The organism is Prochlorococcus sp. MIT2304 (assembly GCF_059772405.1).
The window spans coordinates 1,202,437-1,220,496 of record NZ_CM186286.1 but is presented as its reverse complement, the minus strand read 5'-3'; the positions used below and the strand labels follow the sequence as shown (position 1 = coordinate 1,220,496).

At 32.1% G+C, this 18,060-nt stretch carries 12 protein-coding genes and 1 tRNA gene; 8 read left to right on the top strand and 5 right to left on the bottom strand.

The genetic code is table 11. The features are described from left to right. Positions 1-17: 17 nt before the first annotated feature. On the top strand, positions 18-2,054 hold the full coding sequence (uvrB, locus tag AC6EIY_RS07175) for an excinuclease ABC subunit UvrB (RefSeq protein WP_498506264.1): 2,037 nt from the start codon (positions 18-20) through the stop codon (positions 2,052-2,054). Positions 2,055-2,061: 7 nt separating this feature from the next. Here uvrB and AC6EIY_RS07170 read toward each other — a convergent pair whose 3' ends face one another. Continuing rightward, positions 2,062-3,828, bottom strand: a complete 1,767-nt coding sequence (locus AC6EIY_RS07170) for an aspartate kinase (RefSeq protein ID WP_498506263.1) — start codon at positions 3,826-3,828, stop codon at positions 2,062-2,064. 27 nt (positions 3,829-3,855) lie between these two features. Beyond that, the gene (gene holA, locus AC6EIY_RS07165) at positions 3,856-4,884 is read right to left on the bottom strand and encodes a DNA polymerase III subunit delta (protein WP_498506262.1); all 1,029 of its coding nucleotides are present in this window, start codon (positions 4,882-4,884) and stop codon (positions 3,856-3,858) included. A 57-nt stretch (positions 4,885-4,941) separates the two neighbouring features. Between holA and AC6EIY_RS07160 the strand changes: the two genes are divergently transcribed. Continuing rightward, positions 4,942-5,574: a precorrin-8X methylmutase gene (locus AC6EIY_RS07160; protein WP_498506261.1), complete on the top strand. Its 633-nt coding sequence runs from the start codon at positions 4,942-4,944 to the stop codon at positions 5,572-5,574. Between the two features lie 65 nt (positions 5,575-5,639). Here the strand turns inward: AC6EIY_RS07160 and mutS are convergent, their stop codons facing one another. Then, entirely contained in the window at positions 5,640-8,381 is a 2,742-nt protein-coding gene (mutS, locus tag AC6EIY_RS07155) for a DNA mismatch repair protein MutS (protein WP_498506260.1), read from the bottom strand. Here mutS and psbZ point away from each other — a divergent pair. From psbZ to AC6EIY_RS07135, 4 genes are all read left to right on the top strand, one after another. Beyond that, positions 8,360-8,749, top strand: a complete 390-nt coding sequence (psbZ, locus tag AC6EIY_RS07150; protein WP_498506259.1) for a photosystem II reaction center protein PsbZ — start codon at positions 8,360-8,362, stop codon at positions 8,747-8,749. The genes mutS and psbZ overlap by 22 nt on opposite strands. 105 nt (positions 8,750-8,854) lie before the next feature. After that, positions 8,855-9,331, top strand: coding sequence for a 6,7-dimethyl-8-ribityllumazine synthase (gene ribH / locus AC6EIY_RS07145; protein ID WP_498506258.1), 477 nt, complete (start codon positions 8,855-8,857; stop codon positions 9,329-9,331). 79 nt (positions 9,332-9,410) lie between these two features. Continuing rightward, positions 9,411-9,482: transfer RNA gene (locus AC6EIY_RS07140), tRNA-Gly, on the top strand. A 259-nt stretch (positions 9,483-9,741) separates the two neighbouring features. Further along, entirely contained in the window at positions 9,742-11,235 is a 1,494-nt protein-coding gene (locus AC6EIY_RS07135) for a glycosyltransferase (RefSeq protein WP_498506257.1), read from the top strand. A 7-nt stretch (positions 11,236-11,242) separates the two neighbouring features. On the opposite strand, the gene AC6EIY_RS07130 is transcribed toward AC6EIY_RS07135, so the two are convergent. Next, entirely contained in the window at positions 11,243-11,707 is a 465-nt protein-coding gene (locus tag AC6EIY_RS07130; RefSeq protein WP_498506256.1) for a GNAT family N-acetyltransferase, read from the bottom strand. A 223-nt stretch (positions 11,708-11,930) separates the two neighbouring features. Here AC6EIY_RS07130 and AC6EIY_RS07125 point away from each other — a divergent pair, with 223 nt between their 5' ends. Both AC6EIY_RS07125 and AC6EIY_RS07120 read left to right on the top strand, forming a co-directional pair. Further along, a complete protein-coding gene (locus AC6EIY_RS07125; protein ID WP_498506255.1) occupies positions 11,931-13,163 on the top strand; it encodes a class I SAM-dependent methyltransferase in 1,233 nt (410 codons plus the stop codon). 3 nt (positions 13,164-13,166) lie between these two features. Beyond that, positions 13,167-16,799 (top strand): glycosyltransferase, encoded by a 3,633-nt coding sequence (locus tag AC6EIY_RS07120; protein ID WP_498506254.1) that lies wholly within the window; start codon positions 13,167-13,169, stop codon positions 16,797-16,799. Between the two features lie 54 nt (positions 16,800-16,853). On the opposite strand, the gene AC6EIY_RS07115 is transcribed toward AC6EIY_RS07120, so the two are convergent. Then, positions 16,854-17,816: a GDP-mannose 4,6-dehydratase gene (locus AC6EIY_RS07115; protein WP_498506253.1), complete on the bottom strand. Its 963-nt coding sequence runs from the start codon at positions 17,814-17,816 to the stop codon at positions 16,854-16,856. Positions 17,817-18,060: the final 244 nt, after the last annotated feature.

Genomic DNA, 18,060 nt, shown 5'->3' with positions numbered 1-18,060 from the left:
AATATTTAATTCAGAATATGCCTGAATATAAGCTTCAAGCTCCGTACGTTCCAAAAGGTGATCAACCTGCAGCTATTGAAGGACTTGTTGGAGGAGTGAATGATGGTGAGAAGTTTCAAACCCTATTGGGTGCAACCGGAACGGGCAAGACTTTTACGATAGCTAATTTGATAGCCCAAACGGGTAGGCCATCATTAGTTTTAGCTCATAACAAAACTCTCGCAGCTCAATTATGTAATGAATTAAGGGAATTTTTTCCTGAGAATGCTGTTGAATATTTTATTTCTTATTATGATTATTATCAGCCAGAAGCTTATGTTCCAGTAAGTGATACTTATATAGCAAAGACATCATCAATTAATGAAGAAATTGATATGTTGCGCCATTCTGCAACTAGGTCTTTATTCGAGCGAGATGATGTAATTGTAGTTGCTTCAATTAGTTGTATTTACGGCTTGGGAATTCCAAGTGAATATTTAAAAGCATCTGTTAAGTTTGGAGTTGGACAAAATATTGATTTAAGATCTTCTCTTAGATCATTGGTTTCCAACCAATATACACGTAATGATATAGAAATTACTAGAGGTAGATTTAGAGTTAGAGGAGATGTATTAGAAATAGGTCCAGCATATGATGACAGACTTGTAAGACTTGAATTATTTGGGGATGAAATAGAAAGCATTAGTTATGTAGATCCTACTACTGGCGAAATATTAAATAAACTTGACTCAATTAATATATATCCAGCTAAACATTTTGTAACTCCGAAAGATCGTCTAGACTCTGCAATTAAAGAAATTAAAAAAGAATTAAAAGATAGATTAGAATTTTTTAATCAAGAGGGAAAATTACTTGAAGCTCAAAGATTAGAACAAAGAACAATTTATGATTTAGAAATGTTAAAAGAAGTTGGATATTGCAATGGAGTTGAAAATTATGCTCGTCACTTATCTGGCAGAGAACCTGGCTCTGCACCAGAATGCTTAATTGATTATTTTCCTAAAGATTGGTTATTACTTATTGATGAAAGTCATGTTACTTGTCCGCAATTAAGAGCTATGTATAATGGCGATCAAGCAAGAAAGAAAGTGTTAATAGATCACGGTTTTAGATTACCAAGTGCCGCTGATAATCGTCCTTTAAAGGATACAGAATTTTGGAATAAAGCAAAACAAACAGTTTTTATTAGTGCTACTCCTGGTGATTGGGAATTGTCTCAAAGTCCAAGAAATATAGTTGAACAAGTTATTAGGCCTACCGGTGTTCTAGATCCATTGGTTGAAGTACGTCCCACACATGGTCAAGTTGAGGACTTACTTTCTGAAATTAGAAAAAGAGCATCGAAAAACCAGAGAATACTTGTGACAACTCTTACAAAAAGAATGGCTGAAGATCTTACAGACTATTTATCTGAGAATAAAATAAGAGTTCGTTATTTACATTCAGAGATTCATTCAATCGAGAGAATTGAAATTATCCAAGATTTAAGATTGGGAGAATATGATGTACTGGTTGGAGTTAATCTTCTAAGAGAAGGTTTAGATCTTCCTGAGGTTTCTCTTGTAGTAATTCTAGATGCAGATAAAGAAGGATTTTTAAGAGCTGAAAGATCTTTAATACAAACAATCGGTCGAGCAGCAAGGCATGTTGAGGGATTAGCTTTACTCTATGCAGATAAAATGACTGACTCTATGGCAAAGGCAATTAGTGAGACTGAAAGACGCCGAGAAATACAGAGTAATTATAATATTGAGAATGGCATAACTCCTAAGCCAGCAGGTAAGAAAGCAAGTAATTCAATTCTTTCTTTCTTGGAGTTATCAAGGAAATTAAATCAAGATGGAAATGCTAATGATTTTGTTGATATTGCTGATAAGTTGATAGATTGTAGTGATAAAGATTCTGATAGTGGCGTATCTTTAGAATCTCTGCCTGAATTAATTGAAAAATTGGAATCTAAAATGAAATTAACAGCAAAAGATTTAGATTTTGAGAAAGCTGCAGTTCTTAGAGATCGTATAAAAAAATTAAGGCATAGGTTAATAGGTAAATAATATATTATTATCCTGAATCCTTTCCTAATTTAAAGCAAGAGTGAATTTCATTTAGTGCTTTTTCACCATATTTTTCTGAGATAATACAAGTTGTTCTGATTTCACTGGTAGCGATCATTTCGATATTTATTTTTTGATTTGCCAGTGCTCTAAATATTTTACCAGCTGTTCCTTTAGTGAAAGGCATTCCCGAACCTACTGCGCTAATTCTAACTATGGATTCTCCTTCTTCGAGTCTGGATCCTTTCCAATTAGTTATCAATTCTTCTAAGGCATATTTTGCCTGGCTTCTATCATTTTTCTTTAATGTAAAACTTATATCTTTGGTTTTATCCTTATGCTTTCTTTCTGATTGAACTATTGTATCTAAGCTGATAAATTTCTCAGCTAATGTAGAACATATCGTGGAAGCAGTTCCTGGCTTGTCTGGAACATTCTTAACGCTAATTTGGATTTGATCTTTATCTAAAGCTACTCCTCTTACCTCCGGCTCGTTGTTATTTTCAATTATAGGATTAAGATTAATTTGTTTATCAGAAAGCTTGAAAACCTCTCCCACATTGCGTAATGCTTTTTTCCCTAATTCTGCGTCAATAACGCAACTTACTTTAACTTCACTCGTCGCTATCAATCTGATATTAATACCAGAATCAGATAGAGTATTAAAAAGAGAAGATGCTATTCCAGGTCTCCCCATGATTCCGGCTCCAAAAATACTTAGCTTGGTCAGATTCTTTTGACAAGAAATTTCGCCTCCAATAGTATTTATAAGTTTTTGACATTGAGCTTCTGCATTATTTAATTCATTTTCTGAAACAGTAAAAGTAATATCGTTAGAGTTTATTTGATGTGTAGCTTGAATAATGAGATCTACGTTTACACCACCTTCTGATAGAGATTCAAAAAGCTCAGCAGCAATACCTGGACGATCTGGAATATTAGATAGCGCTACTACTGCTTGATTCTCAACAAGTTCTAATCCATCGACTGGACTGCGATGTTCTATCCCACCTTTAGAAAAAACATTGTTCTGATGACTAGTTAGAGTCGTTCCATCAAGGTTGTCCCAGCTTGACTTGACTACAAGTGTTAGGCCGAAATTTCTTGCTATTTCAACAGCCCGAGGATGCAAAACAGCAGCTCCAAGGCTTGCCAGTTCTAACATTTCATCGCAACTAATATTTTTCATTAATTGAGCATTTTTAACGATTCTTGGATCAGTTGTTAAAACGCCAGAAACATCCGTAAAAATTTCACATTTTTCAGCTCCAAGAGATGCTGCTAAAGCGACTGCAGAGGTATCTGATCCCCCTCGTCCTAAGGTTGTGATTTCAGCAATTCCTCCTATTCCAAGACTTGTGCCTTGGAAGCCAGCAACGACTATGGTTTTACCTTGATTTAAGAGATTTTTTATTCGCTCTGTTCTAATCTCAAGTATCCTTGCTCTTCCATGAGCTGATTCCGTAATGATTCCAGCTTGAGTACCAGTTAAAGATATTGCTTGTGTGCCCAATTCATTAAGGGCCATTGTCAATAATGATATTGAAATCTGCTCTCCAGTTGATAGGAGCATGTCCATCTCTCGATGAGGAGGATCAATACTTATCTCTGTGGCTAGCTGTGTTAACTCATCAGTTGTATGCCCCATTGCCGACACAACAACAACCAGATCATTTCCTTTTTCTTTACTTGATTTGATTTTTTGCGCGACAGCTTTTATTCGCTCAATGCTTCCAAGAGAGGTGCCGCCAAATTTTTGAACCAGCAAGGACATTGAACTCTCAGTAACCTATTAATTATTTCAGTTATTAGTCAAAAATATACTTTCTGTTAGCAGATTATCTTTAAAAGAATTGATTGGATTGATTCCTGACTTTATTGAAACTTCAATTTTTAATAGTTTTTTCATCAATTCAAGTAACGTTTTTAATGATTTGCCTTGAATTTGTTTTCGGATGACAAAAATACGTTTTGGATTGGCAATCCCAGCAAGTTTTGCTATTTCTTTGACGTCATGATGCCCTTGGGTATCTAATAGGTGTACCCAAAGCCATCCTCTTGCTTGACCAGTCAAGGTTGAAATTAACCTTAATGCTGGTTCTCCATTTTTAAGCAACGATTGAATTTTATTGAGAGCTTTGATTCTTTCTTCTTTAATTAAAAAATTAGCAATTTCTAGAGCATTAGTTGAATTATTTTGAATTAGCTTTTTGACCATATCCTCTGTGATTTCTTGAGTTTCATTGATATTTGAACTTTTATTCATTGCTTCTGCTAATAATGATAATTTCTGAAGCTCAGTATTAATTAATGAGCTATCATTACCTATACTTTCTATCGTCAAATCAATTGTTTCATTATTCATTCTTAAATTCAATCTATATAAAATATTCTTAACTAGCCTCCGCTGCCCATTAATATCCCATGGCTGTGGAAGAATAAAGCTTTTTTCATTAGATAAAGAATTTAATTGTATGTTTTTCTGTATTAATTTAGTTGTTTTAAGTCTTTTATCAGGTTTGTTTGAATTATTTAAAATAAGATGTGTATCATCAGGAATTAATGAAATTGCTTGTTCAAGTTTATTCGCAAGCTCAATGGAACATCCGTTACAAAAAGGACTTCTTCTGACTAGTACAATCCTTCCTCCTCCTCCTAAAGGAGCACTTTGTACCTCTTCTAGTGCTCGGAGACTTTGCTTTGGATCATTCCCATCTATTTGACTATGATTAAAATTTCTCCATGCTGGATCAACAACTTTTTGAATTATTTCTTCTATTTCCCTGTTACTGGCGTCATAATCATCTCCCCAGATTAGATGTATTGGCATTAGTTAGAGATATGTTTTAAAAAGACGTGATCTTAAATTAGCCTAGGAAATTAAGCAGTGAAAACTCCAGAACATCCAATTTTTCTTGAAAGCGTTCGATATATCAGATCTCAAATCGGTCTTACCGGGCTTAATAACCTACAGCAATTGGTTTTAGAACGAATTATTCATTCAAGCGGTGATCTTGCAATGCAGGGCTGTTTGAGGTTTAGCTTTAATGCTTGTGAAAATGGAATTAATGCCCTAAAAAAAGGTGCAAATATTTTGACTGATACTTATATGGCAGAAGCAGCTGTTTCTCCGGTTGCTAAAAGAACATTAAATTCAAGTGTTAAATGTATTTTAGAAATGGCTCCTGAATTTATTGATTCATCTTCGAAAACTAGAAGTTCAATGGGAATGCGAAAAATGTGGTTGGACATAGAGAAAAAAGAAGAATACTTGGAAGCACCAATCGTTCTCATTGGTAGTGCACCCTCAGCATTGATGACTTTATTAGATTTAATTGAGGAAGGTAGTAAAAAACCAAGTTTAATCATAGGAATGCCAGTCGGTTTTATAGGAGTTTCCGAGTGTAAAAATCGATTATTAAAAAGTGATTGTTCACATATCGTTTTAGAGGGCTCTAGGGGAGGAGCATCTCTTGCGGCAGCAACAGTCAATGCTTTGCTTAGAGCTGCTGATTATTAGTGTTGTTATGTAATTTTTTGAATTCCTGATTCACTACCCTACAATCTTTTATGCTTTTTGATTATCTATATATTGTTAAAGCTATTTTCTTCAAGATCGTTTAATATTTTTCGTGCATTTTTGATTACTTCTTTTGGAACACCTGCAAGTCTAGCTGCTTCGATTCCATAGCTTTTCATTGATCCTCCTTTAGAAACCTTATGAAGAAACTTAAGTGAATTCTTATCATGTTTCACAAGAACTTGAAAATTTTCTACGTTTTCATTTAATTCAGAAATTTGGTTTAATTCATGATAATGAGTCGCGAAAATTGAACGACTTTTTATTTTTTTTGCTAGAAATTCGCTTACAGACCAAGCAATAGATAAGCCATCAAAAGTTGATGTTCCTCTCCCAATTTCATCTAATAAAACTAATGATTTTTCTGTTGCTTTATTAAGAATGAAAGCAGTTTCAATCATCTCAACCATAAAAGTAGATTGACCTGCTGCTAAATCATCTACTGCTCCAACTCGAGTGAAAAGTTGGTCTGCGATTCCAATAGTACATGATTTTGCTGGGATCCAACTACCAATTTGTGCCATAATTTGCAGAAGACCTATTTGTCTTAAATAACAACTTTTACCGCTTGCGTTTGGCCCAGATAGAATAATTAAATCAGTTTTTGATCCAAGATTAATATCATTAGGCACAAAATTTTTATCAACAATAATTTGCTCAACTACAGGATGCCGGCCTTCAATGATTGAGATTTCTCTAGACTTTTTAGAGTCTGTATGGTCAACGATTTGAGGCTGAACATAATTATTTGTAGCTGCAAGTTCTGCTAAACCAGTCAAAACATCTAAACAGGAAATCGCTTTTGCAGCTTTTCTAATACTCGTTGCTTTGTTTCCAACCAGTATTCTAAGAGAACAAAATAAATCATATTCTAGCTGAGATATACGAGCTTTGATCTGGAAGATTTTTCCTTCTCTTTCTTTTAGCTCGGGAGTTACAAATCGTTCTTCATTAGTGAGGGTTTGTCTCCTCATCCAGTGATTAGGAACATTTGTTGATTTCGCTTTACTGACTGCTAAAAAATATCCAAAGGATCGATGATATTGCAATTTCAAATTACTTATCTTACTTAGTTCTCTTTCTTTGACTTCTTGTTTCTTTAGCCATAAATTATGATCATCAAGTTGATTACGTAGTCCATCAAGAAGTGGATCAATTCCATCGTAAAATAAACCACCTTCTGTAAGACTTAGTGGTGGATTATCTATAAGCTCATTATTTATTTTAGATGCAATCTCGATTAATTGTTTATCTAAACTCGTAATGGATTTGAAGTATTGAGACTTTTCAAATGTTGGATGGTCAATATTTTTTGCAAGCAAAGGTAAACGATTAATTCCTTCTGCAATTGCTACTAAATCCCTCGCTCCTGCTTGTTGTGCTCCTGCTCGAGCTGAAAGACGTTCAAGATCTCCCATCGCTCGAAGTATTTTGCGAAGATTTTTTCTTAAAGAAGTTGATTTAACAAGTAAAGAAATTATTTCTTGCCTGTTTTTGATTTCATACACATCTGTTAATGGTTCTTCTAGCCATCTTCTTATACACCTTCCTCCCATTCCAGTTAAAGTTTTATCTATTGCCCAAAGTAAAGATCCTTGAAATTGTCCTCCTCTTTGAGTTGAAACAATTTCTAAGTTTCTTCTGGTTTGATTGTCTATAATTAATCCAGCATGATCATATTTTATTTGAGGATAATCTAAAGATATATGTGTTTTTACTTTTTGTTTATCTTGAGTGTTTAGATTAGGATGTGTTTTATTTAGGTATGCAATTAATCCTCCTAAACTTCTAATTGAAAGAGAATGAGATGATAGACCTACTCCTTCAATATTATTTAAGGAATAATGATTTAATATAGCTGTTTTAGACTCTAATTCTGTAAATGAAGTTTGACTGAACTCGGTTATTCTCATATAACTTGTGTACCAATTATCTATATTTATAGTATTTTTTTCTGAGATGATTTCAGCTGCTTCTAATTTGATCAACTCTTGTCTTAAATTATTGATTTCTTTTCCTTCTTGTATAACAAGTTCTCCTGTGCTGACATCTACTTTCGCTAAGGACCATTTAAGTAACTCTTCATTTGAATTAGAGTCAATTAGAACTGAAGCTAGCCAATTATTTTGTTTTGCACTCAGCATTCCCTCCTCTAGAATCGTTCCTGGAGTGATTAACCTTGTGATACCTCTTTTAATTAATTTATTACCTTTTGAGGGAGCAGCTTCAAGTTGGTCGCATATGGCAATTGATAAACCTTGCTTTATAAGTTGAGTGCAATATCTATCCGATGCATGATGAGGGATTCCAGCCATCGGAATGCGTCCAATTTTTTTTCCTCCTTCCTTGCTGGTAAGAGTAAGTTCTAAGAGATTAGAAAGTGTAATTGCATCTTCAAAAAAACATTCAAAAAAATCACCAAGTCTATAAAGTAACACCCTTTCTGGATTGTCTTTTTTTAGCTCGACATAGTGTCTTAGGGCTGGGGTGAGGTCATCAATGTTTGGCAAGCTATGATGCGCCCATTTTGGTTCTTCAATTTCAGGTATAGATAACCCATCCAAATGATTGCTTTGATTTTTTTTTGTCTTTTTGGTGCGTGGCCTTAAGTAAGAGTCATTTTTAAGGTCTTTGTTCGCAAGACTTTCGCTGGTGAGCTTGGATTGGCTTTCATCAATATCTGCAGCCAAAAGTGTCTCATCACTTTCAAAAAGACTGCCTTGCAATGGATTTGGGCTGGCAGCCATTAAATTACCAAATCTTTAATCAACGCATATTAGAAGAATTATTTTTTTTTGCATGTGAAGCCACGCTACAAATATTAAGAGGTGGCACCTCAAATCACACTTACATGGGAGAATTATTAGATATTGAGCAATTTTCTGCAGATTTCTACCTCATGCTGGCTATTAATTCCATCGTCGCGAACGCACTCTTATTCTCTTCATTGCTTTTGGTAATTGGAGTACCTGTTTTCTATATGACCCAAACGAATCCAGAGGATAATAGAAATCCAAATATTAAAAAGATAGAAATACTTGCAGGCGTCTGGTTCCATTTGGTTCTCCTCCAGGCATTGGTAGGTGAGTACATCACACATCAGATGAGCGTTTAGACAGGTCATTACATTAAAAATTGCATAAATTAGATTTATTTCGTAGAAAAGGTTTAAATTTACTCTCAAGAGGTTACTGTTATTAGGTATGTAAGGCCTAAAAAAATGGCAACCTTAGAGGGTACCTTTGAAAATTCTGCATCGTTGAGTGTTGCAATAGTTATTGCACGTTTTAATGATTTAATTACTAATAAACTTTTAAGCGGTTGTCTTGATTGTTTATCCAGACATGGAATTGATAAATCCGAATCTAGTAAGCAATTAGATATTGCATGGGTTCCAGGCTCATTTGAGTTACCTATTATTTCTCAAAAACTTGCTCGAACTGGTAAATATGATGTTGTTATTACCCTCGGAGCAGTTATTCGGGGAGATACTCCACATTTTGATGTTGTTGTTTCAGAGGCTAGTAAGGGTATTGCGACCGTTTCTAGAGAAACAGGAATCCCAATTGTATTTGGGGTTTTGACAACAGATACTATGCAGCAGGCTCTTGAGAGAGCTGGGATCAAGAATAATTTAGGATGGAGTTATGCCTTGCAGGCCCTTGAAATGGGCTCTTTGATGAAAGCAATAAGTTGATTTTGTTAATTGAAAAGAGCAATTTATTGTCAGCTTTAAACTAAGGCATATTAATTGCTAAAATGAAAATGGCTTATTTGCGGATGTAGCTCAGTGGTAGAGCATCTCCTTGCCAAGGAGAATGTCGAGAGTTCGAATCTCTTCATCCGCTTCCCTTTAATCAAATTTGGTTTCATTTACACTCAAGATAGATATTATTAATTGTTCTTGAATTTAAATTTTTTAGATAGAATATTATTTAAAGTAATTTACTACAAAAGGATGAAAAGTATTTTACGTTTGTGTAAAAAATATATTTTTTTTTCTTTTGATCCAAGTTTTTATTAATGCATTGAGGCTATTTTTGATATTTCTCTATTGAAATTAACTGTAGGATTTAAGTTGATCAATGATATAAAATAATCAGAAAATTGTTCACTGGTGCTGACTTGGCTGATTCTAATTATTCAAAAGAAAAGCCTCTCTCCCAAATGCGAGTTGCTATAACAGCTATTGATCTAGAGCAGGCTGAACATCGCGGCATTGCCTATTTATCAAAAGGTTTAATAAATTCTTTGTCTGATTTAGGAGCAGAAGTTTACTTACTAACTGGATTTTATGGTCGACGCTTAAATCCGTTTATGAAATTGTCAATGAGTCCACAGTCTGTTAGAGAGGTGGATTGCGCAGATATTCTTGATCAATTCTGCGACCCATCAAGTCGATTCAAAAAAATTAAACAAAAGAAAGATCTTGATGAAGACTTGATTAAAAAATTATCAAATAAGCTTATTCATTTTAAAAATCAATCTAAAATAAGTCTTGATTTGCTATTTTCAGTATTTAAATTTTATCTAAGAAGAGGTAGATTTTCAGGACGATTAATTAATCTTTATAATTTTGATAATAGCCCTTATTTTGGAGAAGAAAGAGTAGATTATCTTGCTAAAATCTCAGGTTTTTTATCAATTCGAGATATATATAATTATAGTACTTTAAGGAGTAAAAGATTGTTATTTAAAACACCAAATATTGATTTGAGAAAGCACAAAATAGATTTGTTAATTACATCTTGCCCACTTAGTATTGATGTAAAAAATATTAAAAAAGATAATTCTAGTTGTTTGCAACTTATCATGGATTTTATACCTCTTTCTTTCTCAAAACATCCCGATCATCCATTTGGATTTTATAATCGTTTAAAAGATGCAATGCAAGTTAAAAATTGTTTTATTTCCAAAGCATCGAGAGATAAAATATGCTCATTACTTGAAAAATCCTGCCCTAATGATGATAGAAATATAATTTATCCGATGCCGTCATTAAGTCTAAGTAAGTTACAATTAGCTAGCAAAATTAATACATTAAGAGGTATAAGCAAGAAATTTATTTTATTTAATTCCTCAGTTGTACCAAGAAAAAATCTACACTATTTAATTAAAATATTTCAAAGCAGTCAAATTGCTAGAAAAGGTTTTGATTTGTGTGTTGCCGGTAAGATTCATGACGATAAGTATGGCGCTGCAATTCAAAGAATGTGTGAAAATAATCCGTATATAAAATTATTAGATTATGTAGATGAAACTGAAAAGGCATGGCTTTTTTTGAATGCTTATGCGTTTATTTCTCCATCATGTGTTGAAGGTTTTGGAATACCTGTTTTGGATGCTGCATCACTGGGAGTTAGAGTCTTGGTTAGTGATTTACCTTCTCACAGGGAGATTGCAGATCTTGTTAAAGCGACTCATGATTTTCGACTACTTGATCTTTCAAATGTTGATAATTGGATTTATGAACTTGATCTATTAAATACTTTAGACTTATGTATTGAAAATGAGATTCAAAATCGTATCAATAATTATACGACATCTATGAAATACTTGGAAAATCAATTTAAATCAAAAATAATTAATTTAGTCAAATAATTTTTTTTTAATCTGATTGTTTATTTAATATTAGTAATGTTTGCTTATTGTTAATTTTGAATCCTAGCTGTTGATAAAAATCTGCACTATTAGTTGTCATTAAATATACTTTTTCTACGTGTTTTATTTTTTTATTTTTTAATATTGCCTCTATTATTAACTTCCCCATTCCAAGTCCTTGACTATCTGCAGCAATTACTACATCCCATATAACGGCTCTAAATACATGATCACTTGTCGCTCGGCCAAAGCCTATTAATCTGTTTTTATGCCACAGACTTATGATTATGCTGCTGTGCAACAGCATTTTGCGAACCTGTTGTTTATTTCTATCCTTAGCCCAAAAAGCATTTTCATTTAGAAAAGATTCAAGCTTGGATAGTCCATTTATTGGTGCCAAATTTGGTCCCAGTCCCAAAAGACGCAGCCCTGGAGCAGTTGGTGCATGGTTAATCAGTGATAATCCTTTCATTGAAATTATTTAAACCCTCTAAGTTTTTCTAATAAGCTGAATATTATTAGAAAAATTTTAGCAAAAATAGTCCAATTTTTTTACTGATTTAAACATTTGGAAAAGTATTAATGAAATCTATTACTTTCATTAGTACTATAGTTATGTTATGTAAGTGCATAGAATTTTCATTAAGGTCATGAACTATGATTTTTAGATTTATTCTATGAATTAAGGATTTATTATGGCTTCAGATTTTTATACAGAATTTGAAAATAATTTTCGTGGAAGTCGTGAACAGATCATACAGGTTCTCTCAAATTATGATGGTTTATTAGATTATATTTTAAAAATTGATAATGAACCTACTCTTTTAGATATAGGCTCCGGAAGAGGTGAATGGATTCAAAAATGCAATGACGTGGGATTTTATTCTATTGGTATAGAGTTAAATAATAATATGGTTAATGATTGTAAAAACTTAAATCTAAATATTAAGCAAGGAGATGCATTATCGTTATTAGATGAATTTTCAGAAAACAGTTTTTCTATTGTTAGTGCTTTTCATGTAATTGAGCATATGAATTTTCAGGATATAGAGAAACTTCTTAATATGTGTAAACGTATTTTAAAGCCGGAAGGAATACTAATCTTAGAGACACCTAGTATAGATAATTTTCTTGTTTCTACTAAATCTTTTCATATTGACCCAACACATATAAACCCTATTCATCCGGAATTATTGGCTTTTATGATAAAAAGAAATGGTTATAGTAAATTGAAATATTATTTTATCAATGGAGGCCCATTAGAGAAGGCTATGCCGGATACTTTGACAAGATTTTTGAATGGAGTTGCTCAAGACCTGGTTTTAATAGCCTCTAAGTCTAATTTTATAGATAATAAAGTTTTTAGGGGAATTAATCTTATAAAAAGAGATATGAAGATTGGCATTACATCATTGGAAGCAGCAATTGATTTTGATAACTATTCAAGAAAAAGATACTCTGAGTATGATAAAAAAATTTCAATGATGCAAGATCAAATTTCAGTAATGGAAGATCAAATTAAAAATCTAGACAGGCAATTGTTATTTTTCATGAAATTATATCGTCTAAGTTTAATCCCTGTTGTAATTAAGATTATTAGAAAATATATTAGTTTATATGTTAATTTAAAAAATAAAATAAAAAAACTAATTACTATTTTTTTATTTTATTTAAGCGACAATCATTATTTTGCAAGTACTGTTAAGAAAATATATAAAATTAAATATATCTTCTTTATATTGCGATTTTTTGAACGACTCATTTCTAAAACTGGTTTTAACTTTTATTTTTACAAATTTGTTAAAAAAAGCAAAAAGAATAAAGAGGATTATGATTTGGTTTTGAAGCATGATAGGCATCTAGATTCTTATTATCATACCTCAGTTCATGCTAAGAGTATTTTTAAAGATCTAAATAAAAAGATCTAATTTATGAAAATTTTAATTGATTTGCAAGGTCTTCAAAGAGAAGGAAATCGTAAAAGAGGTATAGGAAGGTATTGTTTTGAGTTTACAAAATCTCTTATAAATAATTATCCTGAAAATGAATATATTTTATTTACTAATCCAGCATTATTTGATTTGAAAATTTATTTCTCTGATGTAATAAATAAAAAAAAGTTCAATGTTATTTACTTTGAATGTCCTACCGCAGGTAATATTAATGAGAATTTTGTTGGAAAATATTCAAGGTCTTGGCTATCTACTCAACTAAGAAGCTATTCATTATCCTTGCTTAGGGCAGATATTATTCTCATAACAAGTTTTTTTGATGGATTCAGGGACAATTCTTTGGTAAGTCATGATGTATCTTTTTCTCTCCCTCCTATTGTATCTATTTTATATGACTTAATTCCATTAATCCATGTTGAGCAATACTTAAACTCTGACCCTGAGTTTAAACTATTTTATTTGCAAAAGATCAAAGAATTATCGAAATTAGATGGATTATTAGCTATTTCTAAATCCTCACTTGATGAGGCTGTTAAATTTCTACACTTCGATTCTGAGTGTATCTATAATATTTCTTCGGCTTGTAATGAGAAGATTTTTTTCTCGCAATCTAAGTCTTCTCATTTTGATTCTAATCCTTTAAATTATTTAGGTAAATTTTTATTGTATTGTGGTGCAACTGATCCCAGAAAGAATCTATATCGTTTAATTCAGGCATATTCACTCCTTTCAACTGACCTTATCACCAAACATAAATTAGTTTTAACTGGCCCTTATACAGATGAAGAAGAAGTTTTAATAAAGGATTGGATAACTGGTTTTGGTTTGTGTCATGAAAGCGTTGTATTCCTTGGTTATGTAGATGATATTGAATTAGTTAATTTATATCGTAATTGTTATTTATTTATTTTTCCCTCTTTGCATGAAGGGTTTGGTTTACCTGTATTAGAGGCAATGAATTGTAATGCCCCCGTTATTGCATCTAACGCGACTAGCTTGCCTGAGCTAATAGGTTGTAAGGAATTCCTCTTCGACCCAAATAATTCCATAGAGATTGCATCGTTGATAGATAAAGCTTTAACAAATGATGAGTTTTACCAATCAATTTGTTCAAACTCTCTCAAAAGATGCAAAAAATTCTCTTGGGTGAATACAACTAAAAGAACGATAAATGCTTTAAAAAAGATAATTGAGAAGAAATCAATGATAATAAGTTCTAAGAATTTTTTATCATTTAAGAATGAACAATATGACATTCTAATTAATAATTTACGCAAAAGTCCAATTGTTCAATTCAAGAATAAATCTAGTTTAGAATATATCAAACTTTTATCCTCAGCCATCTCAATCATTAACCATCAATTAGAAAAATTAGAATTGTTGAGTTTATCTAATAACGCAACAAAATTTTCTTGGAAGATTCAAGGGCCTTTTGATACTTCATATAGCTTAGCAATTTTAAATAAAAATTTTGCTTTAGCTATGGATAAATTGGGTCAAAATGTATTACTGCATTCAACAGAAGGTCCAGGAGATTTTGAGCCTGATCCAAACTTTTTAAGTAAGAATAAAGTAATCAATACTCTTTATCAAAAATCTAAAAATAGTAGTGAAGATTTTTTTATTTGTTCGAGAAATCTTTATCCTCCTAGGGTTCATGATGTAAATGGAGTTGTTAATTTATTACACGCTTATGGATGGGAAGAGACAATGTTTCCTTCTTTATGGGTTGATAATTTTAATTCTTATTTAACTGGCATTTCTGTAATGTCTTCTGAAGTAAAAAAAATTCTAATAGATAATGGGGTTTATATACCTATCAAGGTTTGTGGTCTAGGAGTAGATCATATAGATGACATTCAATCCTCTCCAAATTTCATTGAGCATAATAAGAAATTTTCATTTTTACACATTTCATCGTGTTTCCCAAGGAAAGGTATTGAATGTTTGTTGTCAGCATATTTTCAATCATTTGATATCTTTGATGATGTGATTTTAATTATTAAGACTTTCAATAATCCACATAATAATGTCAAATATATACTTGATGACCTTTTAAAGAGAAAAACTAATGCTCCAGAAGTATTGATTATTGATAAAGATTTATCTGCTTCTGAAATCAAATCTTTATATCTCTCTAGTAGCGTAGTTGTCTCTCCGAGTTATGGTGAAGGATTTAATTTGACAGCTGCAGAAGCTATGCGTCTAGGTATTCCAGTTATAACAACAGCGTGGGGCGGTCAAATGGATTTTTGTAATTCAAATAATTCTTGGTTGATAGATTTTAGTTTTGAATATTCTGAAAATCATTTGGGTTTGTTTTCATCAGTTTGGGCTAAACCCTCCATATCAAGCTTAAGTACTCTTATGCGTCAATGCTATGAATTACCACAAGATCTTCTGAAGGAAAAAACTCAGATTGCAAAGGAATCAATAATGAATTTTACATGGAAATCTACAGCAAAAAAGAATATTGATTTTGTGAGTAGCTTGCTTTCCTCATCATTTATTCAACCAATAAAGATTGGTTGGGTAACTACATGGAATAGCCGTTGTGGAATAGCTACTTATTCTTCTCATTTAATAGAGCATATTCAAAGTGAATTATTGATTCTTGCCCCTGACAATGAATATATTGAAGATAATCATATTGAAAAAAATGTTAAACGATGCTGGACACTTGGAGAAGATAGTCTTGAGAGAATTTATCAAAATATTATCAATAATAATTTAACTAGTGTAGTTATTCAATTTAATTTTGGTTTTTATGATTTTAAAGCTTTAGGGCTTTTTCTTGAAAAATTAAATACTAAAAACATAAATATATTGTTATTTATGCACTCAACTTTAGACCCGCCTGAACAAAATGATAAACTCCTTATCTCGATTAGATCAGCATTGAAATTGTGCAATAGAATATTAGTTCATTCTCCCTCAGATTTAAATCGTTTAAAGCAAATAAATTTAGTATCTAATGTGAGTTTGTTTCCACATGGTGTCCTTGATTTTGATTATAATTTGATTAATAAAGGTGATAAAAAATTCAAAAAAATTCATATTTCAACTTATGGTTTTTGTTTGCCAAATAAGGGGTTGTTAGAGTTGATTAAGGCAGTAAAGATCATGAGGAATAGAAGATTTGATGTTAAATTGACTTTATATACAGCTCTTTATCAATCTGAATCATCTATTCAACTTAGTAATGAACTCCATGCTTTGATAAAAGAACTTGACCTACGTAATGATATATTCATAAATCACAATTTTGCATCTGATAAGGAGACTTTATTTAGTCTTGCGAAAACTGATTTAGTCGTTTTTGCTTATCAAGCTACTAACGAGTCAGCTAGCGGGGCGGTTAGACAAGCAATTGCATCAGGTACACCAGTTGCAGTAACTCCGATACCTATTTTTGATGATGTCAGAGATATCGTTTCTACTCTGCCAGGTTGTGAGCCAATTGATATTGCTAACGGAATTATCAGTTTATTTGAAGGTGATTCAATTCATTCTTTAACTAAGAAATCTAGAGAATGGATTAATGCTCATAGATTTAGCAAGTTAGCTCATAGATTGCTAGGTTTGATTAAAAGCTTAGAAAATAATAAATAACTATAGAGTGAAAGAAAAAATAGAAAGATTCAACTACATATAAATGATAAAAGTTTAGTGTTTATTTTTAATTGAATTTGATATCAGCTTATTAACTATCATTGAAAAACTTATTTTTGCTTTCCATCCAAGTTCATTGAATAAAGGCTGAGGATCTCCATAACTTTTTAATATTTCATTAGATCTAAAGAATTTCTTATCTAGAGTGACATGATCTTCCCATTGAAGTCCATAAAATGAAAATACTTTTGAGAGATAATCTTTTAAAGTATGAGCTTCTCCTGTGCAAATTACATGATCATTTATATTAGATGAATTTATAATAATTTGCATGGCTTCAATATATTCTGGTGCCCAGCCCCAGTCTCTAATAACTTCAATATTTCCTAATCGAAGTTTTATACTTTTATCTTGTGATATTTCCTTTGCCGCTTTGATTATCTTTTGTGTTACAAAAATATCACTTCTTAAAAAAGATTCATGGTTAAATAGAATTCCAGTCATACATTTTAAAGAGAATACATCTCTATACATTTTAACTAAATTAAAGCTAGTTTGTTTTGCAATTGCATATGGACTTTGTGGATTTTGTGTATGTTGAATATTGGCGCCTTTCTCTGTGTTCCCAAATATTTCACTGCTGCCGGCAAAAAAAATACGCCCTGTATAAGAGATTTCTCTGCATGCCTCAAGCAATTTAATTGTAATGGTAATAATACTTTCTATAGTTGTTATTGGTTTTGCGAATGATAATCCAACAGAAGATTGGCTTGCTAAGTTATATATTTCACCTGGAGAATATTGAACGATTAATTTTTTAAAAAAATCAATTTGTGTCATATCACCAAAAATCAGTTCAATATGTTCTTCTATTCCAAGCTTTTGCAGATTGGATTCTCGCTTTTTTTGCGTTTTGGAAACGCCTATGACTCGATACCCTTTATTTAAGAGTGATTGACTGAGTAGAGAGCCGTCTTGTCCATTGCATCCAAGGATTACTGCAGTTTTATTGGCCACATGAATCAGCTATCTTTATTTTATTGTCCTCTTTCGCTAGTGATTAATTCAAGTTTTTGAAGAACTTTGCACTGTGAATTGATAGTCGAAGGGTTTGGAGTTTCTGTGATTCCGATTTTTATCATATTTCCAGCTGTTTCCTTTTGATTCTTTGCTTGATTTGTTCGGATTTCATGGATGGACTGAGTGATTATTCTTAGTGGTGTGCACTTTGTGTTCTGGCTTTCAATCTGGATCATAAACC

Coding starts and splice junctions, on each gene's coding strand:
- uvrB (WP_498506264.1), top strand. CDS start 18: ATGCCTGAATATAAGCTTCAAGCTCCGTACGTTCCAAAAGGTGATCAA.
- holA (WP_498506262.1), bottom strand. CDS start 4,884: ATGCCAATACATCTAATCTGGGGAGATGATTATGACGCCAGTAACAGG.
- AC6EIY_RS07130 (WP_498506256.1), bottom strand. CDS start 11,707: ATGAAAGGATTATCACTGATTAACCATGCACCAACTGCTCCAGGGCTG.
- AC6EIY_RS07170 (WP_498506263.1), bottom strand. CDS start 3,828: ATGTCCTTGCTGGTTCAAAAATTTGGCGGCACCTCTCTTGGAAGCATT.
- psbZ (WP_498506259.1), top strand. CDS start 8,360: ATGGATTTGGGCTGGCAGCCATTAAATTACCAAATCTTTAATCAACGC.
- mutS (WP_498506260.1), bottom strand. CDS start 8,381: ATGGCTGCCAGCCCAAATCCATTGCAAGGCAGTCTTTTTGAAAGTGAT.
- AC6EIY_RS07120 (WP_498506254.1), top strand. CDS start 13,167: ATGAAAATTTTAATTGATTTGCAAGGTCTTCAAAGAGAAGGAAATCGT.
- ribH (WP_498506258.1), top strand. CDS start 8,855: ATGGCAACCTTAGAGGGTACCTTTGAAAATTCTGCATCGTTGAGTGTT.
- AC6EIY_RS07125 (WP_498506255.1), top strand. CDS start 11,931: ATGGCTTCAGATTTTTATACAGAATTTGAAAATAATTTTCGTGGAAGT.